A 22,964-nucleotide genomic window follows, 5' to 3' on the forward strand; every position below is an offset into this window, starting at 1 on the left:
AGCGGGAGCAAGCTCCCTCGCCACAATTGTTTCTATGCTGTGACCATGCGGTGTTCCAGCAAGTCTTCAAGCTCATCAAGCAACTCATCCCCGCGCAGCAGCTCGTAATGCCCCCCGGCCAACAAACGATCAACGCCATGCCTGCCGACCTGAGCCTCGAACACCCGACGTTCATCCTCGCGCTCGGCCACCCACCAGCGATAGGCCGAAGCCTGGATTGCCGGCAGTTGTCGATGCGCCAGCGCCAGTTGCTTGAGGCGTGAGCCGGTGGCGAAGATCTGCGTGAGTTCCCCCGCGCCCAATGCGGCTTGTTCATTGGAACCGTGCAACGCCGCTTCGATGACGGCGGTGGAACCCTCGCGCTCGTCCAGTCCAGCGGCTTTCAGCGCGATCAATGCCTGAGCCTCATCCGCTGGCAAACCGAGCACAAACTTCAGGAAATCACCGAGGTCCTCGCGCCAGTCCCCAGCTTCCGCGGTGCCGGCCACATAGCTGTCGACCAACCCGGCAAACGCCACGGTTTCACCCTGGGTTTCCAGTTCATGGGCGACCAATTGCGTCAACGCACCGCCCAACGACCAACCCAGCAAGTAATACGGTCCCTTGACCTGCTGACTGCGAATCCGTGCCGCATAGGCTTGGGCCATGGCCAGCAGCGATTCGTCCTGCCAGTGCGGGTCAAGCAACATGCGGCATTGCACGCCATACACCGTGCGCCGGCCTTCCAGTCGGCGAGCCAGCGGTTCGTAGTCGAATACTGTGCCGAAACCGGCGTGCAGGCAGAACAGCGCCGGCACATTCGGGATCCGCGCATTCAGCGCCAGCAGCGGATCCGGCGCAGACGTCGGCTCGGCCGCTTGATAACCACTCAGTTCGGCAATGCACGGCTTCTGCATCAGATCCCGCAGCTTCAATTCAAAGCCCAGTTGCGGCTGGCTGCGCACCCGCGAGATGACTTTCAGCACCTGCAACGAGTCGCCGCCCAGCTCGAAGAAGTTGTCGTCGATGCCGACTTGCGGCACGCCCAGCACTTCTTGCCAGATCGACGTCAGCGCGGTTTCCAGATCGTTGCGCGGCGCACGATAACCGCCCAGCGCCCATTCAGGCGCCGGCAATGCGCGACGATCGAGCTTGCCGTTGGCCGACAGCGGGAAACGCTCCAGCACCAGGATCCGTGCCGGCACCATGTAGTCCGGCAGTTGCGCTTGCAGTTCAGACTTCAAACGCCGATCCAGCCCAACAGCAGCGGCCACCACGTAACCGACCAATTGCTTGCCGGTCGGCGTGTCGTGCACCACCACGGCAGCATCCTGCACGCCGGCGCACTCACGCAGACGCGCTTCGATTTCGCCCAGTTCGATGCGGAAACCACGGATCTTCACTTGCTGGTCGAGACGCCCCAGGTAGTCGATCAACCCGCACTCGCGCTGGCGCACCAGGTCGCCGGTGCGGTACATGCGGCCGCCGGCCTCGAACGGATCCGGGATGAACCGCTCGGCGCTCATGCCGGGACGCTGGTGGTAACCGCGCGCCAGGCATTCGCCGCCCAAATACAGTTCGCCACTGACACCGACCGGCAACGGATTGAGGTCGGCATCCAACACATACAAGCCACGCCCAGCCACACCGCGCCCAATCGGCGCATACGCCGCGTCGCAGGTTTCGCTGACCTCGGCACGCCACAGCAGCGGCGTGACCACGGTTTCGGTCGGGCCGTAACCGTTGACCAGACGCTGCGGACGCAAGGCGCGTTTGACCTGTTCGAAGCTGGCCTCCGGGACCGCATCGCCGCCAAAGCAATACACCTCGACCGCCGGCGGATTGCCCAAGCGTTCGGCCACTTCGGCCATCTGTTGCAAGTACGCCGGCGGGAAGCAGGCGACGGTGACGCCATGACGCTGCATCACTTCCAGGGTTTGTTCCGGGGTCCACAGGCTGTCATCGCGGATCACCAGGCTGCCACCGGCCAACATCACACTCAGCCAGCGCTCCTGCGCACCGTCGAAGGCGAACGACATGAAGTGCAATTCGCGGCTGCGCGGTGCCAGTTCGTAAAGCTCGATGATGCCGCGGCAATGCCGGGCAATCGGCCCCCGCGCCACTGCTACGCCTTTCGGTTGGCCGGTGGAACCAGAGGTGTAAATCAGGTACGCCAGGTGCCCCGGCAACGGATGGGAAACCGGGCACGCCACGTTGTCGGCAACGCTCAATTGATCCAGCAACAGGCGTGGCGGGCTGTCGGCCAAGGTCAGTCGATCACCCAGATTGCTATCGCAGAGCAACAGGCTGGCCGCCGAATCGCTCAACATGTAGGCCAGTCGCTCGGCCGGGTACGCCAGGTCCAATGGCAGATAAGCCGCCCCCGCCTTGAGCACCGCGAGGAACGCCACGATGGTGCGTTCGGAGCGCGGCAACGCCACCGCCACCAGGCTTTCCGGGCCGATACCGCGACCGATCAACTGCTGCGCCAGCCCATTGGCCTGCGCCTCAAGCTCGGCATAACTGACTTGCCGATCCTCACAGATCAAAGCGATTTTCTGCGGCTGCGTTTGCACATGCCGATTGAAGGCGTGCAGCAAATCGGTGTCGTCTTCAGAAGCGTGCGGCAGGCTGATAAGCGCCTCAGGCAAACCAATGTTGCCGAGCAAACACGCAGCATCCTCCGGCAACGCACGCAACAACCCTTCCAGCTGCGCACGAATCCGCTCGACTTCTACGTCACTGAAGCGATCACGCAGGAACAGGTATTCGACCTCCAGGCCTTCTTCGTTGGCGCTGACCATCAAGTCCATCGGGAAGTTGGTGACACCGCCACTGCCGACTTCGGCAAAGCGCAGTTCACCTTCCTCGCCCCCTTTCAAGGCACGGTCCACCGGATGGTTTTCGAACACGATGATGCTGTCGAACAAGCCCTGGCCACCCTGCCCGGCCCAGCGCTGGATGTCCGACAACGGCGTGTGTTCGTAGTCGCGGACCATCAGGTTGTAATCCTGCAAGTCGCGCAGCCATTCGCCCAACGGCTGCTGCGGATCGAGGGTCTGGATCACCGGCAAAGTGTTGATGAACAGGCCGAGCATGTCCTGAGCACCCGCCAAACCGGTCGGACGCCCCGCCACCGTCGCGCCGAACGCAACGCTGCGCTGGCCGCTGTGACGTTGCAGCAACAACAGCCACGCGCCTTGCACCAGCGTGTTGAGGGTTACGCGCTGACGCTTGGCGAAGGTGTGCAATTTGCGCGTCGCTTCGGCGTCGAGGTTGCTGTACATCACGCCGTGGCCGGAACCTGTCGCACCGGAAGCCTTGGCCAGAATGGTCGGTTCTTCGAGCAGCGCCAGGCGCTCACGCCAGAAGCCTTCGGCTTGCGCACCGTCCTGGCGTTGCAGCCAGGCGATGTAGTCGGCGTAGCGACCGGTCAGGGTCGGCAGGCTGTCGTTGTGGTACAGGCGCAGCATGTCGCCGAGCAGACGCGAAGCGCTCCAGCCGTCGAGCAACAGGTGATGGTAAATCCAGATCATCTGGTAGCGGTCATCACCCAGGCGTACCAGAATGAAACGCATCAACGGCGGGCAACTCAGATCAAAGCCCTTGGCCTGTTCCGCAGCCGCCAGTTCGCTCAGCGCCTGCTCGGTGTCGGAGCGATCGCGCCAGTCGAGTTCTTCGATCGGCAGCTCGACGTCGGCGAACACCGCTTGCAGCGGATCGGCCAAGCCATCGCGCCAGCGGAATGCAGCGCGCAGCACTTCATGACGCTCTACCAAGGTCTGCCAAGCGGCGCGGAAACGCGGCACCTGCAAACCGTCCACCGCCACGCTCAACTGGTTGACGTAGGGGTTGAGCTCCGGTGAATCAAGGCAGTGGAACAACATGCCTTGCTGCATCGGCGACAGCGGATACAAGTCTTGCAGCCCCTCGCGGGCAGCGATGTCGATGTGCGGCACCAGCGAGAACGCCTCGACTTTTGGCGCTTCGATCAATGTTGCTTCACGGCTGCCGGCCACGGCGGCGAGTGCCCGAATGGTCTGCTGTTCAAACAGTTGCTTCGGACTGAACACCAGCCCGCGCTGCCCGGCACGGCTGACCGCTTGCAGCGAGATGATCGAATCACCGCCCAGCTCGAAGAAATTCTCGGTGACACCCACCGATTCCAGCCCCAGCAGCTCTTGCCAGATCTCCACCAGCAAGGCTTCGGCCGGTATTGCAGCGGCCACGTGATCGTGGTTCTGCCGCGTGGCTTCCGGTGCTGGCAGGCCTTGGCGATCAAGCTTGCCGTTCGGCGTCAGCGGCAGCGCGGCCAGGCACATCAAGTGTGCCGGCAGCATGTGCGCCGGCAAACGGCTGCGCAGGTGGGCCGTCAGCGCTTCACGCAAATCCTGTTCATCGGCGAGCGGATCTCGCGGCACCACGTAGCCGACCAACTGCCGGCTCACCGGGCCTTCGCGGTCGATCACAAAGGCTTCACGCACGCCTTCGTGTTCGAGCAGGCAGGCTTCGATTTCGCCGAGTTCGATACGGAACCCGCGAATCTTCACTTGCTGGTCGATACGGCCGAGGTATTCGACAACACCGTCGGCACGGAACCGCGCGAGGTCGCCACTGCGGTACAGACGCGCACCCGGCACGAACGGATCAGGCACAAAGCGTTCAGCGGTCAGGTCTGGACGTTGGTGATAACCCCGGGCGACGCCCTCGCCGCCCAGGTACAACTCACCCGCCACGCCCACCGGCAACGGCTGCAAGCCGCCATCCAGAATATAGGCACTGCGGTTGCCCACCGGCCGGCCAATCGGCATGAACGCCGAATCGAACTCGGTATCCGGATAGGCCAGCCAGATCAGCGGCGTGATCACCGTTTCGGTCGGGCCATAGCCGTTGATCAGGCGCTTGGGTTGCAGCACCTGCTGGACTTCATCGAACGCGTGCTTGGCCATGCCTTCACCGCACGGGGTGTAGGAACGGATCGGCAAATCACGCCCCGCTTCGCCCATGAATTCGGCGATCTGCCCCAGATAGGTCGGGGTGAAGCAGGCGATGGTGATGCCGTGCTTTTCGATCTCGGCGCAGGTGCGCTCCACGCTCCACAACTCGTCGTCGCGCGGCATCACCGCCGAACCGAACACCAGCGGCGTCAGCCAGCGCTCGTGGGCGCCGTCGAAGCTGATCGAGGCGAATTGCAGCTCGCGATCATCCGGGGTCATGCCGTACAACTCGCCGATCGACAGGCAATGCATGGCCAGCGGACCGTGGGCCACGCTGACGCCTTTCGGCCGGCCGGTGGAGCCCGAGGTGTAAATCAGGTACGCGAGGTTTTCGCCGCAAGTCAGGTTGACCGGGTTGGTTTGCGCCATGAACTCCAGCGGCTCGCGGTCGATTTCCAGCACCGGCAGGCCTTGCGGCAACGGCAGTTTTTCCCGCAGCCATGATTGGCTGATCATCAGCGAAATGCCGCTGTCTTCCATCAGGTAACGCAGGCGTTCCGTCGGGTACGCCGGGTCCAGTGGCACGTAAGCGCCGCCGGCCTTGAGGATCGCCAGCAAGCCGACGATCATTTCCGGCGAACGCTGCATGGCCAGGCCGACCCGCACTTCCGGACCGATGCCGAGTGCGCGAAGACGATGGGCCAATTGGTTGGCGCGACGGTTGAGCTGGTCGAAGCTCAACTCCAGATCGTTGAAGATCAGCGCGGTGGCGTCCGGGCGGATGTCCGCTTGGACCTCGATCAACTGATGCACGCAGAGCGGGTTTTGCGCTGCCATGAACGCCGGGTTCCACTCCACCAACTGTTGTGCGCGTTCCGGCGCGGTCAGCAGGTCCAGCTCACTCAATGCCGTCTGTGGCGCGGCAACCATCGCCGCCAGCAACGCGGCCAGATGCTCGCTCATGCGAACAATCGCCTCGTTGCTGAAATGCGCGCACTGGTAGCTCCAGTTCAGGCTCAACTGACTTTCGGCGGTGGCCGCCAGGGTCAGCGGGAAGTTGGTGCGTTCGTGGTTCTGCGGAATCGAGAAGCTCAACCCGGCTGGCGCGCCCTGTTGCAGCGCTTCGGCCACCGGGAAGTTTTCGAACACCAGCAGGCTGTCGAACAGCGGTTCACCGGCACGCCCGGCCCAGCGCTGAATGTCACCCAATGCGGTGAATTCATGTTCACGCAGTTCCAGGTTCTGTGCCTGCAAACGGCTCAGCCATTGACCGACGCTTTCAACCGCGTCCGGGCTGCTGATCACCGGCAAGGTGTTGATGAACAGGCCGAGCTGGCTTTCAGCCCCCGGCAAATCCACCGGACGCCCCGCCACGGTCGCGCCGAACGCGACGCTGCGTTGACCGCTGTAGCGTTGCAACAGCAGTGCCCAGGCCCCTTGCACCAAGGTGTTGAGGGTGACTTTTTGCTGACGGGCAAACTCGCTGAAGCGCTGGCTGGTGGCAACGTCGAAGGTCTGCCGATGGTCGGCAAATTCCGCCGTCGACAGGTGTTTACTGTCGCCATGGGCCAGGCTCTGCGCCAGCAGGGTCGGGTTGTCGAGGGCCGCCAGTTGCTCGCGCCAGAAGATCTCGTCTGCGTGGGCATCCTGACGTTGCAGCCAGCCGATGTAATCGGTAAAACGTCCGGTCGGTGCCTGCACGTCCTGCCCGGCATAACGCTGCAAGACTTCGCTCAACAGCAGCGAGTTACTCCAGCCATCGAGCAGCAAGTGATGGTGGGTGTAGATCAGTTGCTGACGATCATCGTCGAGTCGCACCAGCGTCAAACGCATCAACGGCGCGCGAGTCGAATCGAGTTGCAGACGTTCGCTGTCGATCAACTGCACCAACGCTTCGGCCTGATCGCTGCGGCTGCGCCAGTCGAGGCAGGTCATCGGCAATTGCAGATGACGGTGGACCAACTGCACCGGCGCTTCGAACCCATCAGGGAAGTGGAAGCTGCTGCGCAGGATCGGATGGGTGTCGAGCACCGCTTGCCAGGCGCGGCCCAGACGCTCTGCATCGAGGCCACGGGCTTCGACGCTGAGCTGGTTCACATACGCGCCGGACTCGGATTCGTACAAGCTGTGGAACAGCAACCCGGCCTGCATTGGCGACAGCGGATACAGATCCTCGATCTGCGCCGGCGGCACCGGCAGGCCATCGAGTTGCGCCTGGGTCAGGCGCGCCAACGGGAAGTCCGCCGGGGTCACGCCACCCGCGCTATCGCTCAGGCAATGGGCGATCAGCGCCAGCAACTCGCGTTGGTAATCGGCGGCCAGCGCTTCGATTTCACGCGGGTCAAAACATTCGCGGCTGAAGGTCCAGTCGAGCTTCAGTTCACCGCCATACACCTGGCCGTCCACCGACAGCCAGTTCGGCAACGGTGCGTCGGCCGATTGCGCGGCGCCGCTGGACTCCGTGGCCGGTTTGAACAGGGCGTCTTCGGCGAAGCTCTGGTCGAACTGCCCGAGGTAGTTGAAGGTCACCCGCGCTTGCGGCAACGCGGCCAGCGCCGCTTGGGTCGAGGCATCGCCCATGTAGCGCAGCAGGCCATAACCCATGCCTTTGCCGGGGATCTCGCGCAGTTGCTGCTTGATCGCCTTGATCGAGCCGGCAAGGTCGGCGGTCGGCGTAAGGCGCACCGGGAACAGACTGGAGAACCAGCCGACGGTGCGGGTCAGGTCGATGTCGTCGAACAGCTCTTCGCGGCCGTGGCCTTCGAGCTGAATCAGCGCCGAGGCGTCGCCGGTCCAGTGGCTGAGAGTGCGGGCCAGTGCGGTCAGCAGCAGATCGTTGACCTGCGTGCGGTAGATCGCCGGCGCCTGTTGCAGCAACTGGCGGGTCTGTTCGCGGTCGAGGCCGATGCTGACGCCCTGGCGCAAATGCCCGGCCTGACTGGCTTGGGCGTTGGCGGCTGGCAACGAATCATTGGCGACGCTCAGTTGCGCTTGCCACCAGTTCAGTTCGTCGGCAGCGGCTTCGGAGCGTGCATAAGCGTCGAGCTTGTCGGCCCAGGCCTGGAAAGAGCTGGTCTTCGGTGGCAGCTCTTGCCCTTGGTAAGCGGCCTGTAAATCTTCCAGCAACACCCGCCAGGACACACCGTCGACAGCCAAATGGTGGATCACTAACAGCAAGCGCTGGGAACCATCAGCCTGGGCGATCAACGCTACGCGCAGCAGCGGACCGTCTTGCAGGCTGAGGCTGCGCTGCGCTTCGTCGCACACCGATTCCAGCGACTCACTACTGGCAACGCGAGCGGTCCAGAGCATGTCGATCACGTCGGCGCTGTCGGCACCGACATAACGCGCCGACCATTGGCCGTCGACCTGACTGAAGCGCAAACGCAGCGCATCGTGTTGCTTGAGCAGGCGTTGCAGGGCGGCTTGCAGGCGCGGCAATTCGAGGGTTTCGCGCGGTGTCAGCAACACCGCCTGGTTCCAGTGCGCCCGTTGCGGAATCGGCTCGTCGAAGAACCAGCGCTGGATCGGCGTGAGTGTTTGCACGCCGTCAACCGGCCCTTGTTGGGCCAACGGCGCCGCCTGTTCTTTGACCACCGCCGCCAGTGCTTGCAAAGTTTGCTGCTGGAACAGATCACGGGGCTGCAGGCTCAGCCCGGCACGACGGGCACGGCTGACCACCTGAATCGAAATGATCGAGTCGCCGCCCAGTTCAAAGAAGTTGTCCTGACGCCCGACCTGCTCCACGCCCAACACGTCCTGCCAGATCTGCGCCAGCACCTGCTCATGTTCGCTGCGTGGCGCTTCGAAGGCGCGCTGGCTGACTTGTGCGGTCGGCGCCGGCAGGCGTTTGCGGTCGAGTTTGCCGTTGGGGCTCAAAGGCATTTGCTCGATCAGCACGGTCTGCGCCGGCACCATGTAATCCGGCAGGCTCGCCAGCAGATGGCTTTTCAGGGTTTCACGCCATGCACCTTGTTGCTCGGCATCGGCGCCGACCAACCCTCGGTCCTGCGGCACGATGTATGCGACCAATTGCTTGCCGCTCGGGCCATCGAGGGCCAGCACCACGGCTTCCTGTACGTCAGCATGTTCTTGCAGGCGCGCTTCGATTTCACCCAGTTCGATGCGCAAACCGCGAATCTTCACTTGATGGTCGATTCGTCCGCAATAGTCGATGGCGCCGTCAGCGCGATAACGCGCCAGGTCACCAGTGCGGTACAGCCGCTCGCCACTGCCGAACGGATCGACCACGAAACGCTCGGCGGTCAGCGCGCCACGACGGTGGTAACCGCGCGCCAGACCAACACCACCCAAATACAACTCACCCACCGCTCCCAGCGGCAAGGGTTGCAGCTCGCTGTCGAGGATGCAGGTGCGCAGGTTGGCGATCGGACGGCCGATCGGCACGCTGTCGCGCCCCTCTTCGACGCAGGTCCAGTGGGTCACGTCGATGGCCGCTTCGGTCGGGCCATACAGGTTGTAGAGATTGGCTTGCGGCAGGCTGCGCAGCGTCTGGCGTTGCAGCTCCATCGGCAGCGCTTCACCGCTGCAAATGATCCGCTGCAGCGACGTGCAGGCCAGCGCCTCGTCGGCACTGATGAACGCCGAGAGCATCGACGGCACGAAGTGCAGCGTGGTGATCGCCTGCTCGACGATCAACGCGGCAAGGCGTTGCGGATCGCGGTGCTCGCCCGGCGCGGCGATCACCAACGTGGCGCCCTTCATCAGCGGCCAGAAAAACTCCCACACCGACACGTCAAAACTGAACGGCGTCTTTTGCAGCACGCGGTCGCTCGGCAGCAATTGGTAGGCTTGCTGCATCCACTCCAGACGGTTATGCAGCGCCACATGGCGGTTGCCCGCGCCTTTCGGTTTGCCGGTGGAACCGGAGGTGTAAATCACATACGCAAGGTTTTCTGCGATGGCCAGGTTCGGCAGATCAGTGCCCGGTAGATCGCTCAGCCAATCGGCGTCGGCGTGCAGGCACAAGGTGCGCACGTTGTCCGGGGTCGGCAGTTGTGCCAGCAGATGTTCCTGAGTCAGCAGCAGCGAAATGCCGCTGTCTTCGATCATGTAGCTCAGGCGATCAAGCGGGTATTCCGGGTCCAGCGGCACATACGCGCCGCCAGCCTTGAGAATCGCCAGCAGGCCGACGACCATTTCAAACGAACGGTCGCAGGCAATCCCCACCAGCACTTCCGGGCCTACACCCTGGGCGCGCAAGTGATGGGCCAGACGGTTGGCGCGCAGGTTCAGCTTGGCGTAACTCAGGGACTGGCCCTGGAACACCAGCGCCGTCGCTTCACCGTTTTCAACCACGCGCTCCTCGAAATGCCGCTGCACGCAGACTTCGCCCGGATAGGCCCGGGCGGTGTCGTTGAGGTCATCGAGAATACGCAGACGCTCGTCGGCCTCCAGCAACGGCAACTCGGCGAGCGGGCATTGCGGGTTCGCCAACACCCCAGCCAACAGGTTTCGCCAGTGACGCGCGAGGTGCTCGATGCGTTCAGCGTCGAACAAATCGGTGGCATAGGTCAGGCTGGCGAACAGCTTGTCGCCCTCTTCCTGGGTGTCCAGTTGCAGGTCGAATTGCGTGGTGTGCGCCGTGGCGTTCAGCGCCTCGACGCGCAGACCGGCGAGCAAACCGCTGACCGCCGCCGGTTTGGCTTGCTGGTGGTTGAACATCACCTGGAACAACGGGCTGTGGCTGAGGCTGCGTTCACCTTGCAGCGCCTGCACCAGACGCTCGAACGGCAAATCCTGATAATCCTGGGCATCCAGCGACGCGGCGCGGGTCTGGTCGAGCAATTGGCTGAACGGCAGACGTCCATCGAGCTCGGCACGCATCACCTGGGTGTTGACGAAAAAGCCGATCAGGCCACGGGTTTCCGTGCGATTACGGTTGGCAATCGGCACACCAACACGCACGTCGGCCTGACCGCTGTAGCGATAAAGCAGCGCCTGGAAGCTCGCCAGCAACAGCATGAACGGCGTGACGCCGCGCTGTTTGGCCAGGCTCATCAGGCCGCTGGCCAAGGTCGCATCGAGGGCGAAATCCAGACGCGCACCGCGCTGGCTCGGTTGCGCCGGACGCGGACGGTCAGTCGGCAATTCGAGCAGCGGTTGTTCGCTGCCCAGCGTGTCACTCCACCAGTTGAGTTGACGCTCCAGCTCGCCCGCTTCCATCCAGCGGCGTTGCCACATTGCGTAGTCGGAATACTGGATCGGCAATGCCTCCAGCGCAGCGTTCTGGCCTTGGCAATGCGCGGCGTAGAGCCGGGAAAACTCTTCAACCAGCACGCCCATCGACCAGCCATCGGTGACGATGTGGTGCAGGGTCAACAACAGCACGTGGTCTTCGGCGTCGAGCTGCAACAAGGTGACCCGCAACAGCGGACCATGCTGAAGATCGAACGGCCGGGCGATGTCCTGTTCGACGCTATTCATCGCCTGATCGAAGCGCTGATCCTGAGGTTCGCCGCGCAGGTCGATCTGCTCGATTGGCAGCGAAGTGAATTCGGCCAATGTCTGAACGACTTGCCCGTCGTCCTCGACAAAACGGCTGCGCAGGCTCTGATGCCGCTCCAGCAGCACGTCGAAACTCTGCTGCAACGCAGCAACATTCAACGACCCGTGCAAGCGCAAGGCAGCCGGAATGTTGTACGCCGAACTCTGCGGATCAAGCTGCCAGAGGAACCATTGGCGCTGTTGCGCATACGACAATTCAAAGGTTGGTTGCGGCTCGGCGGCAGGCGGAATCGGCAGCTGGCCGAAGCTCACGCCCTGCTCTTGCATGCGGGCCAAAAATTCGCGGCGCTTTTCGGCAGGCAGTCCGGCGAAGCGGCTGGCGATGCGCTGGGCAGTGGTGTGTTCCATCAGTTGATCTCCATCTCGTCGAGAAGCGACTCAAGCGCATCAAGACGTGCATCGTTGTCAGCCGGGGCGTGTTGCCCGGCCATGGCGGCATAAGCCTGAAGGTCGGTGGATTCGAACAGCGCGCGCAGCGGCAGCTCGATGCCCAGTTCCAGTTCCACGCGGGCACTGGCCTGGGCGGCGAGCAGCGAATGCCCGCCCAATTCAAAGAAGTTGTCGCGTCGGCCGATCTGCGCCACGCCCAGCACGTCGGCCCAGATCGCGGCCAGTTGCTGTTCGAGGTCGCCCTCGGGGGCTTCGAAAGGGCGTTGCCATTCCTGAGCGTCGGGCACCGGCAGGGCCTTGCGGTCGAGCTTGCCGTTGCCGGTCAGTGGCAAGGCGTCCAGCAGCAACCAGTGGCTCGGCACCATGTAATCCGGCAGATCGACCTTGAGCGAGGAGCGCAGGTTGTCGCGCCAGGCAATCGGGTCAGTCGGGGTCTGCTCGGCGACGACGTAGGCGCACAGCTGCGGCCCGCCGTCGCCGGCATGCACGCTCAACACCGCTTGGCGCACGCCCGGTTGGGCCAGCAACGCGGCTTCGATTTCGCCGAGCTCGATGCGGAACCCACGGATCTTCACTTGCTGGTCGATGCGGCCGAGGTAATCGATGCTGCCATCGGCACGCTGCCGCGCCAGGTCGCCGCTGCGATAGAGCCGTTGCGAGGCCTCGAACGGGCTCGGCACAAAGCGCTCGGCGGTCAGGCCGAAACGGCCGTGATACCCCCGCGCCAGACCGGCGCCCGCGATGTACAGCTCGCCCGCCACACCCACCGGCACCGGTTGCAACTGGCTGTCGAGCAAGTACCAGCGCAGGTCGCGGATCGGCAAGCCGATCGGACTCTGGGCCTTGCCGTCGAGATCCGCCAGGCGGATCGCGCGATAGGTCACGTGCACCGTGGTTTCGGTGATGCCGTACATGTTGACCAGGGTTGGCTGTTGGTCGCCGAAGCGTTCGAACCAGGGACGCAGGCTCGCGACTTCGAGGGCTTCGCCGCCGAAAATCACCTGACGCAGCGCCATGCTTCGCGGGCTGGCGCAGGCAATCGGCAACAACTGGCGGAACGCGGTCGGGGTCTGGTTTAACACCGTCACGCCTTCATCACAGAGCAAGCGATGGAACTCTTGCGGCTCTCGGCTGATGTAATACGGCGCGATCACCAGACGCCCGCCGGTGCACAGCGAACCGAACAGCTCCCACACCGAGAAATCGAACGCGTAGGAATGGAACAGCGTCCAGACATCGTCCGGCCCGAAGTTGAACTCGCCAGCGGTGGCCGTGAGCAGACGCCCGACGTTGCCATGACTGAGCAATGCGCCCTTCGGCCGACCGGTGGAGCCGGAGGTATAGATCACGTAGGCGAGGTTATCCGGCGTCGCCAACGCCGACAGGTTGTCGTCGCTGAACGCGTCCAGTTGCAACAATTCCAGGCTCAAAACCTGCAGACCGTCGAGAGCCGGCAGGCCGTCGATCAAGTGTTGTTGGGTCAGCAGCAGCGTGATGCCGCTGTCTTCGATCATGTAGCTCAGGCGCTCGGCCGGGTATTGCGGATCGAGCGGCACGTAGGCGCCGCCGGCCTTGAGAATCGCCAGCAAGCCGATCACCAGCGGTATCGCTCGCTCGGTGGCGATGCCCACTCGCACCTCGGGGCCGACGCCCTGTTCACGCAGTTTGCGCGCCAGTCGGTTGGCCTGGGCGTTGAGCGCGGCGTAGGTCAGTTGCTCGCCTTCGTAAGTCAGTGCGATGGCGTCCGGCCGTTGTGCGGCTTGCGCTTCGAACAACTGGTGCAAGGTCGGCGACGTCGGTTGTGCCAGGAACGCAGGGTTCCAGTGCTGCACCAAGGCCTCTTGCTGCGACCCGTCAATCAGTGGCAGTTCGGCAACCCGTTGCTGCGGATCGCTGACCACCGCGCGCAGCAGGCTCAACCACTGCTCGGCGAGGCGCTGCATCGACGCCTCGTCGTACAGGTCCGTGGCGTAGGTCAGGCTGGCATCGAGTGCTTCGCCCTGCTCCTGAGTGTCGAGCACCAGATCGAATTGCGTGGTGTGTTGCTGCCAGTGCAGACGCTCGACCTTCAGGTCGGCAACCGTGCGCTCGACACTCGCGCCCAACTGCTGCTGATGGTTGTAGAGCACCTGAAACAACGGGCTGTGATTCAGGCTGCGATCCGGTTGCAAGGCGTCGACCAACTGCTCGAACGGCAAGTCCTGATGCGCTTGAGCGCCCAATGCAGTTTGCTTGACCTGTTGCAGCAAGGTGCTGAACGGCTGCTGCCCGTCGATCTCGGCTCGCAGCACTTGGGTGTTGATGAAGAAGCCGATCAGGCCTTCAGTTTCGATACGCGAACGCCCGGCGCTCGGAACACCGACGCTGATGCTCGACTGCCCGCTCTGGCGATGCAGTAAGGTCTGGAAACTCGCCAGCAACAGCATGAACAAGGTCACTTGCTGTTCCTGGGCGCGTTGACGCAAACCGGCGAGCAGGTCGCGATCCACGTTGAGCATCAGGCTGGCACCGCACTCGGTGCGACGGGCTGGGCGGGTCAGTTCACTCGGCAATTCAAGCGGCGTTTGGTTGCCCGCCAGTTGCTCGCGCCACCAGGTCAGTTGGCGTGCGCCCTCGCCTGCTTCCAGCCAGTCACGCTGCCAACGGGCGTAGTCGCTGTAGTTCACCGGCAAGCCATTCAGATCGGCCGCGCGATCTTCTACGGCCGCCTGATACAGCGCGCTGAACTCATCGACCATGACTTGCATCGACCAGCCATCGGCCGCGATGTGGTGCACGGTCAGCACCAGAACGTGTTCGTCGGTGTTCACGTGCAGCAGCAACACCCGCCACAGCGGACCGTTGCGCAAGTCGAACGGACGGGCGATCTCTTCGGCCACGGCTGTGTCGACTGACAGCTGATCGAGCGTGCGCTGTTCCAGTTGCAGCGCCAGAGTGTCATGCAGCACCGGACGCGCCTGCAGGCCATCCTGTTCGAAGGTGGTGCGCAGGGTCTGGTGACGGACCTGCAACTGTGTGAAGGCTTCACGCAAGGCGTCGCGGTTCAGCGGGCCTTTGAGGCGCAACGCGGCGGGAATGTTGTAGGCCGGGCTTTGCGGGTCCAGCTGCCAGAGAATCCATTGGCGCTGTTGGGCGTAAGAGAGGATCGGCGGCTGATCGACCGCAGCGTGTTGCAGCAAAGGTTGCCCGCAGGGATTCGCCAGTGCAGCCCGCCCTGCAAATTCCGCCAGATTCGCGGCGGAGAACAGGCTGCTCACCGACAGTTCGAGCTGCAACTGCTGACGCACGCGAGAGATCACTTGCAGCACCAGCAACGAGTGCCCGCCCAACCCGAAGAAGTTGTCGTCGCGGCCGACTTGCCCGACCTGCAACACGTCCTGCCAGATCAGCGCCAGTTGCGTTTCCAGACCTACCGCCGGGGCGACGAAATCACGTTGGCCATCGCTACCCTCGGCACGCGGCAAGGCCCGACGATCCAGTTTGCCGTTGTTGTTGAGCGGCAGTTTGGCCAGCAAGATCAGGTGATTCGGCACCATGTATTCCGGCAGCGACTGGCGCAGGACGGTTTTGAGGCTTTCCAGATATTCAGCTTCAGCAGCCACCGCGCCGTTGGCTACGATATACGCCACCAGTTGTGTGCCGTCCTGAGCGATGACCGCCGCTTCGCGCACGTCTTCACGGGCTTGCAGGCAGGCTTCGATTTCACCCATTTCAATGCGGAAACCGCGGATCTTCACTTGATGGTCGATGCGGCCGACGTATTCCAGATTTCCTTCGGCGTGGTAGCGCGCCAGATCGCCGCTGCGGTACAGACGCGCGCCCGGCTCACGGGCAAACGGGTCCGGCAGAAAACGTTCGGCGGTCAGCGCCGGACGATCGAAGTAGCTTTGAGCGAGGCAGGCCGGCGCGCCGATGCACAGTTCGCCGACGCCGCCGCTTGGCAGCAATTGACCCGCCGCGTCCAGCACATACAGCGCGCGACCGGCGATGGCACGACCAATCGGAATGCCGAACGCATCGCTGGCGTCTTCGAGACGGCATTCATGCACGCTGGACACCACGGTCGCCTCGGTCGGGCCATAGGTGTTGAGCAATCGCACAGGGCTCAGACCAGCCTGATGCCACAGGCGCAAGCCTTCGACCGACATCGCTTCACCACCGACGTGAACCTGGCGCAAAACACCAAGGTTGCTGACCACGCCGCTCGCGCATTCGCGGGCCAGCAAATGCCAGTAAGCAGCCGGCAAGTCCGCCACGGTCACGCCGTGCTGGACGATTTCGGCGACGAGACGCCCGGCGTCCCAAACGTCATCACCGCGCATGATCAACGCCGCGCCGACGCACAGCGCCGGGAAGCATTGCTCGACGAACCCGTCGAAGCTGAAGGTGGCGAACTGCAACACGCGGTCCGACGCCGACAGCAGCGAATAGTCGGCGGCGCTCTGGCAAAACTCGCGCAACGCGGCGTGGGCGATGGCCACGCCTTTGGGTTGGCCGGTGGAGCCGGAGGTGTAGATGATGTAGGCCAGGTCTTCAGTAACCGCATGGTTGTGCGGATCGCTTTCCGGGTAGCCGGCGTTGTCGTCGAGGGTCAGACGTGGCACGCCTCGTACATCTTCCAGCAGACCGGATTCGCACAGCAGCACGTCGAGACGGCTGTCGCCGATCATGTAGGCCAGGCGTTCGTTCGGGTATTTCGGATCGAGCGGCACGTACGCGGCGCCACTTTTCAGCACAGCCAACAGGCTGACAATCAATTGCGGACCACGGTGCAGCGCCAGACCGACGCGCTTGCCCGGACCGGCACCGTTTTCAATCAGACAATGAGCCAAGCGGTTGGCCTGGGTGTTCAATTGCGCGTAGCTCAGGGACTGGCCGCCAACCTGCAACGCCAACGCATCCGGGGTCGCGGCAGCTTGAGCGGCGATTTGCTCGTGGACCAAAAGCGTTGTGGATAACCCGATAGTCGCCGGTTGGCTGATCGCGAGCAGCGCAGTTTTTCCGGCGACATCGAGCAGTTCCAGCGCGCCCAGTGCCGCGTCCGGCTGCGAAACCAATTGCGCCAACAGATGCTGCAAATTGGCCGACAACTCAGCGACCTGAGCCGCACTGAACCGCGCCGCGTCGTAGCTGAAGTCCAGGCTCAAGCCTTCGCCCAGTTCGATGCCCAGGGTCAGCGGGTAATGCGTGCGCTCGTGATTGTGCAGGTTGCCGAACGACAACCCGGCCGGCGCGCCCTGTTTCAACGCTTCGGCCACCGGGAAGTTCTCGAACACCAGCAGGCTGTCGAACAGCGCCGAACCCTGCTGCCCCGCCCACCCCTGAATGTCGTAAAGCGGCACATGCTCGAATTCGCGCATGGCCAGGTTCAGCCCTTGCAACTCGCCCAGCCATTGGTTGACGGTGCAATCGGGCTTCATCGCGCAGACCAGCGGCAGCGTGTTGATGAACAGCCCGAGCTGTTCTTCGATGCCTGGCAACGGTGCCGAACGACCGGCGACCGTAGCCCCGAACACCACGCAATCCTGGCCGGTGTAGCGATGCAGCAACAGACTCCAGGCGGCTTGCAGCAAAGTGTTGAGGGTGACTTTCTGCTGGCGGGCGAACTCGGCCAGACGCTGGGTTGCGCGGCGGTCGAGGGCGACGCGGTATTCCTCGCTGCCTTCGGCGCCCACCGGCGGTCGTAGTGCTTCGGCCAGCAACGTCGGCGCTTCCAGCGGTGCCAATGCCGCTTTCCAGAACTGCTCGCCAGCGGCAGCCGATTGCTGCTGCAACCAGCCCAGATAATCGCGGTATTGCCCGGTCGGCGCCGGCAACGACTGGCCAGCGGCGTAATGCTGGATCACTTCGGCGAGCAACTGCGCGTTGCTCCAGCCGTCCATCAAAATGTGGTGGCTGGTGTAGATCAGGTGCCAGTCATTGACGCCCATGCGCACGAGTTTCAAGCGGAACAGCGGCGCGCGGCCCAATTCAAAACCTTGCGCACGTTCAGCGTCGGCCAGCGCATCGGTGTCGGTGGCGTCCAGCACCTCAAGCGGCAACGCGACCTGACGGACAATCGCCTGGTGCGCGGTGTCGAGGCCTTGCCAGTGGAAGCTGCTGCGCAGGATGTCGTGACGCTCCAGCGCAGTTTGCCAGGCGTGGGCAAAACGTTGCGGATCGAGGCCTTGAATGTCCAGGCGCAGCTGGCTGATGTAGGCGCCGACTTCGGGCTCGTACAGGGTGTGGAACAGCATGCCTTGCTGCATCGGCGACAGTGGATAAAGGTCTTCGAGGGTCAAAACAGCAACCGGCAATGCGTCGAGCTGTGCCTGACGGATGCGCGCCAGCGGGAAGTCCGACGGCGTGGCCTGCGGTACTTCAACGCCGCAGCAATGATCGATCAGCGCGTTGAGTTCCTGCGCGTAATCGTCCGCCAGACGCTGGACGGTCGCGGTGTCGAACATCTCGCGGCTGAAACCCCAGCTCAGCGCCAGTTCGCCGCCGTAGACCTGGCCTTCGACCGTCAGCCAGTTGCCCAGCGGCGCCGATGGATCTTGCGCGATGCCGTTACCTTCGGTGGACGGCACAAACATCGCGGCGTCGTCGAACTGACGGTCAAACTGGCCCAAGTAGTTGAAGGTGATGCGCGGTTGCGGAAACGCAGCCAGTTCGGCGCGGATCGCCGGGGCGCCGAGGTAACGCAGCGCGCCGTAACCGAGGCCTTTGTCCGGCACCGCGCGCAGTTGTTCCTTGATGGTCTTGATCGACGCGCCGAGCTCACTCGATGGCATCAGATTGACCGGGAACAGGCTGGTGAACCAGCCGACGGTGCGGGTCAGGTCGATGTCGTCGAACAGGTCTTCGCGGCCATGGCCTTCGAGCTGGATCAGCGTGCTGCCCTGCCCGCTCCAGCGGCAAACCGACCGTGCCAGCGCGGTCAGCAGCAGGTCGTTGACCTGGGTGCGATACGCCGCTGGGGCGTGTTGCAGCAGTTTGCGGGTTTGTTCGGCGTCGAGCTTGATTTCAAGTTTGTGCTCGAAACGGTTTTGCAGCGCGCCGTTCGGGCGGTCGCATGGCAAATCGTTTGGAGCGTCGCGCAGTTGGGATTGCCAGTGACCGAGGCTGTTTTCAAAGACTGGCAGATGATCTTGCAGACGAGCGACCCAGCGCTGATAAGCACTGGTTTTCGTCAACTTCACATTGCTGCCGCTGTAGAACTGCTGAAGGTCTTCCAGCACCACGCGCCAGGAAACACCGTCCACCGCCAAGTGATGGATGACCAGCAGCAAACGCTGAGAACCATCCGCCATCGCCACCAGCAGCGCGCGCAGCAACGGGCCATTTTGCAGATCGAGGCTGCGTTGAGCTTCGTCGCACAAGGCGTTGAGGTCTTTCACCGATTGCGCCTGACGCTGCCACAGCACCGACTCCGTGGTCGGCGCGGCGTAGGCTTGCTGCCAACCGTCGGCGTTTTGTTCGTAGCGCAGGCGCAGGCTGTCGTGATGGGTCAGCAATTGTTCAAGTGCGCGGTCCAGTGCCTCGACGTTCAACGCCTCGCGCGGCACCAGCAGCAGCGACTGGTTCCAGTGCTGACGCTCAGGGATCGCTTGTTCGAAGAACCACTGTTGCACCGGCGCCAACGCCGCCGCGCCACTCGCCGGGCCTTGGTCGATCAGCGGTTGCTCGCCTGAGCGGGCGGCCTGAGCCAGGCTGCGAATGGTCTGGTGCTGGAACAAATCCTTGGGACTCAACACGATCCCGGCCTGACGCGCGCGGCTGACTACTTGCATCGAGACGATGGAGTCGCCGCCCAGTTCGAAGAAGTTGTCTTCAAGGCCGACGTTGTCGATGGCCAGCACATCCTGCCAGATCGCGGCGAGGGCTTTTTCCATCGCCGTGCGCGGCGCGACGTGTTCGCGCTGTTGTTGCGAGCCATCGATTGCCGGCAAGGCCTTGCGGTCGAGTTTGCCGTTGGGGGTCAGTGGCAACTGCGTGAGGAACAGCAGGAACGCCGGGACCATGTAGTCCGGCAGATGCTGATGTAGTGCGGCTTTCAGGGATTCACGCAGAGTCGCTTGCGCATCGGCGTCGTCCATCAACGCCGGATCGCTCGGCACGATGTACGCCACCAGTTGCTGCCCGTTGACGCCGTCCTGCGCCAACACCGCCAATTCGCGCACGGCCGCTTGCTGCAACAGCCGCGCTTCGATTTCACCCAGCTCGATACGGAAGCCACGGACCTTGACCTGATGGTCGATGCGCCCGACGTATTGCAGCGAGCCGTCGGCCTGATAACGGGTCAGGTCGCCGGTGCGGTACAGGCGTTCGCCGTTGCTGGCGAAAGGGTTCGGCACGTACTTCTCGGCGGTCATGCCCGGGCGTGCAAGGTAACCGCGGGTGATGCCTGCGCCCGACAGGTACAGCTCGGCGGACACGCCTTGGGGCACCGGTTGCAGGTCGGCGTCCAACACATAGCTGGCGGTGTGCTTGAGCGGTCGGCCGATGTTCGCGCGGCCACCGGCCTCACGGCGAGTCCAGGTGGAATAGGTGGTGTCTTCCGACGGCCCATACAAATCGTAGACGTGCTCGACGGTCGGTTGCTGATACAGCGCCTCCACAAGGCTTTGCTTCAGCGGCTCGCCGGCGAGGTTGATGATGCGCACGCTCGGCGGGATCTGCCCGTCGCGCTGCAAGGCAGCGATTGCCGACGGCACGGTGTTGATCAGGCGCACCTGATCCCGGGCCGGTAGTTGCGGCAATTCCAGGGCATTGCGGGCGATGATCACCGAGCCGCCGTTGGCCAGGGTCACAAACAACTCCCACACCGACAGGTCGAAGCACACCGAGGTCGAGGCCAGCACACCCTGGATGTCTTCGCGGCTGTAGACCGATTTCGACCAGTCGATCAGCGCCAGCACGTTGCGATGGGCGATGGCCACGCCTTTGGGTTTGCCGGTCGAACCGGAGGTGTAGATCACGTAGGCCAGATTGTCCGGCGCGACGCGGGTGACCGGCGCGCTGGTTGGGTAAGCGGCCCACGTCATGTCGTCCATGAGCAGCACTTGCGTTTCGGCTGCCACGGTCAAGGTCGCGGCGACCGATTGCTCGGTCAGCAGCACCAGGGCGCGGCTGTCTTCGAGCATGTAGGCAACGCGTTCGGCCGGATAATCCGGGTCCAGCGGCACGTAGGCGCCACCAGCCTTGAGCACGGCGAGCAATGCGACCAGCAAGTTGTCGGAACGCTGCATGGCCACGCCGACGCGGACTTCCGGGCCGACGCCCAGTTCGATCAGTTTGTGGGCCAGGCGATTAGCCTGACCGTCGAGTTCGGCGTAGGTCAGTTGCTGGGTGGCAAAAGTCACCGCCAACGCGTCCGGGCTGGCCGTGACTTGCTGGCTGATCAGTTGATGAATGCACAGGTCCTGCGGGAAGCTTTCGTCGGCGCGATTCCAGTCATGCACGATGCGCTGGTATTCGCCGCTTTCCAGCAGCGGCAAATCGCTGATGCGCTGCTGCGAATCGCTGACCATGCCTTGCAGCACATGCGTCCAGTGCTGCGCCATGCGCGCGATGGTTGCGGCGTCGAACAGGTCGTTGGCGTAGGTCAGCGCGGCGTGCAGCTTGCCACCTTTTTCGTAAGTATCGAGGGTCAGGTCGAACTGCGTGGTGCGCCCTTCCCACTCAATCACGCCCAGCGCCAGGCCGGACGCCGTGCTGACCGTGGAAATGTCCGCGACCTGCGGCTGGTGGTTGTACATCACCTGGAACAGCGGCGTGTGGCTGAGGCTGCGTTCCAGTTTCAGCGCTTCGACCAGACGCTCGAACGGCAAATCCTGATGGGCCTGGGCACCGAGGGCGGTTTCCTTGATGGCGCGCAGCAACTCGTCGACGCGGGTCTGGCCGTCGAGCTTCGTGCGCAACACCTGGGTGTTGACGAAGAAGCCGATCAAGCCTTCGATTTCGGCGCGGTTGCGGTTGGCAATCGGCACGCCGACGCGGATGTCGGTCTGCCCGGTGTAGCGATGCAGCAGCGCATTGAAGGCGCCGAGCAACAGCATGAACAGGGTGATGTTGTGTTTCTGCGCCGTGGCCCGCAGTTGCTCGGCCAGTTGCGCATCCACCGCGAATTCGTAACGGGTGCCGCGATAGCTAGGCATCGCCGGGCGCGGGTGATCGGTGGGCAGTTCCAGCACCGGGTGCTCGTCGCCCAGTTGCGCCTGCCAGTAATCGAGCTGGAGCGCCTGTTCGCCCGCCTCCAGCCAGCGGCGCTGCCACAAGGCGTAGTCGCTGTACTGGATCGGCAACGCCGCGAGTTGCGGTTGCGTGCCGGCCTCGAAGGCGTCGTAGCAGCGGATGAATTCGTCGATCAGCACGTTCATCGACCAGCCGTCGGAAACGATGTGGTGCAGGGTCAGCAGCAGGACGTGTTCTTCGTCGGCGAGCTTGAGCAAGGTGACGCGTAGCAGCGGGCCGACGGACAGATCAAACGGCAACACTGATTGCTGCTCGGCCGCTTGAGCGACTGCCACTTCGCGCTCAGCGGCCGATAGCGCGCTGAAATCCACCTGATCGATGACCAACGGCGCGCTGGCCGGCACTTGCAGCAAGGTGTCGTCGGCCTGGCGCTGGAACACCGTGCGCAGGGTTTCGTGACGCGCCACCAGGCTGGCGAAGGCTTGCTCCAGCGCCGGCAGGTTCAACCGCCCGGTCAGACGCACCGCGCCGGGCAGGTTATAGGCGCCGCTTTGCGGGTCGAGCTGCCAGAGAAACCACATGCGTTGCTGGGCGTGCGACAGCGCCTGGCAGTCTTCGGCTTCGACACCGGCAGGAATGGGAAACCGGGCGAAATCAACGCCTTCCTTTTGCAAGGCCGCAAGGAACATCTGGCGCTTTTCCAGGGGCAACCCGATAAACCGGCGAGCAAGTTTCAAGGAGTCTTCAGCATTCATTTCTAAGCATCCGGATCAGTGGCGGGAAGCACAAAGGCACGTCGTCCCTATAAAACGAATGCAGACCGGAAAAATTAGCGAATGAGAACAAGTATCAGGAAGGGGGATGGAACGAGGAAATATAGGGCGATGAAAAAACCTGTGGGAGCGGGCTTGCCCGCGATAGGGTCGGCACATTCAACTGCTATGTGACTGACAG

2 protein-coding genes are annotated in these 22,964 nt (G+C 63.3%); both read right to left on the bottom strand.

Features of this window, described 5'->3' with window-relative positions; all coding sequences use genetic code 11:
• Positions 1-32: 32 nt before the first annotated feature.
• Positions 33-11,792, bottom strand: a complete 11,760-nt coding sequence (locus ACA060_RS19595) for a non-ribosomal peptide synthase/polyketide synthase (RefSeq protein ID WP_497312631.1) — start codon at positions 11,790-11,792, stop codon at positions 33-35.
• Positions 11,792-22,765, bottom strand: coding sequence for an amino acid adenylation domain-containing protein (locus ACA060_RS19600; protein ID WP_497312633.1), 10,974 nt, complete (start codon positions 22,763-22,765; stop codon positions 11,792-11,794). Before ACA060_RS19600 ends, ACA060_RS19595 begins: the two co-directional genes overlap by 1 nt.
• Positions 22,766-22,964 lie beyond the last annotated feature (199 nt).

This window comes from Pseudomonas sp. LBUM1671 (assembly GCF_059695685.1).

Excerpts from the sequence above, each read along its gene's own strand:
- ACA060_RS19595 (WP_497312631.1), bottom strand. The coding sequence starts at position 11,792 with ATGGAACACACCACTGCCCAGCGCATCGCCAGCCGCTTCGCCGGACTG.
- ACA060_RS19600 (WP_497312633.1), bottom strand. The coding sequence starts at position 22,765 with ATGAATGCTGAAGACTCCTTGAAACTTGCTCGCCGGTTTATCGGGTTG.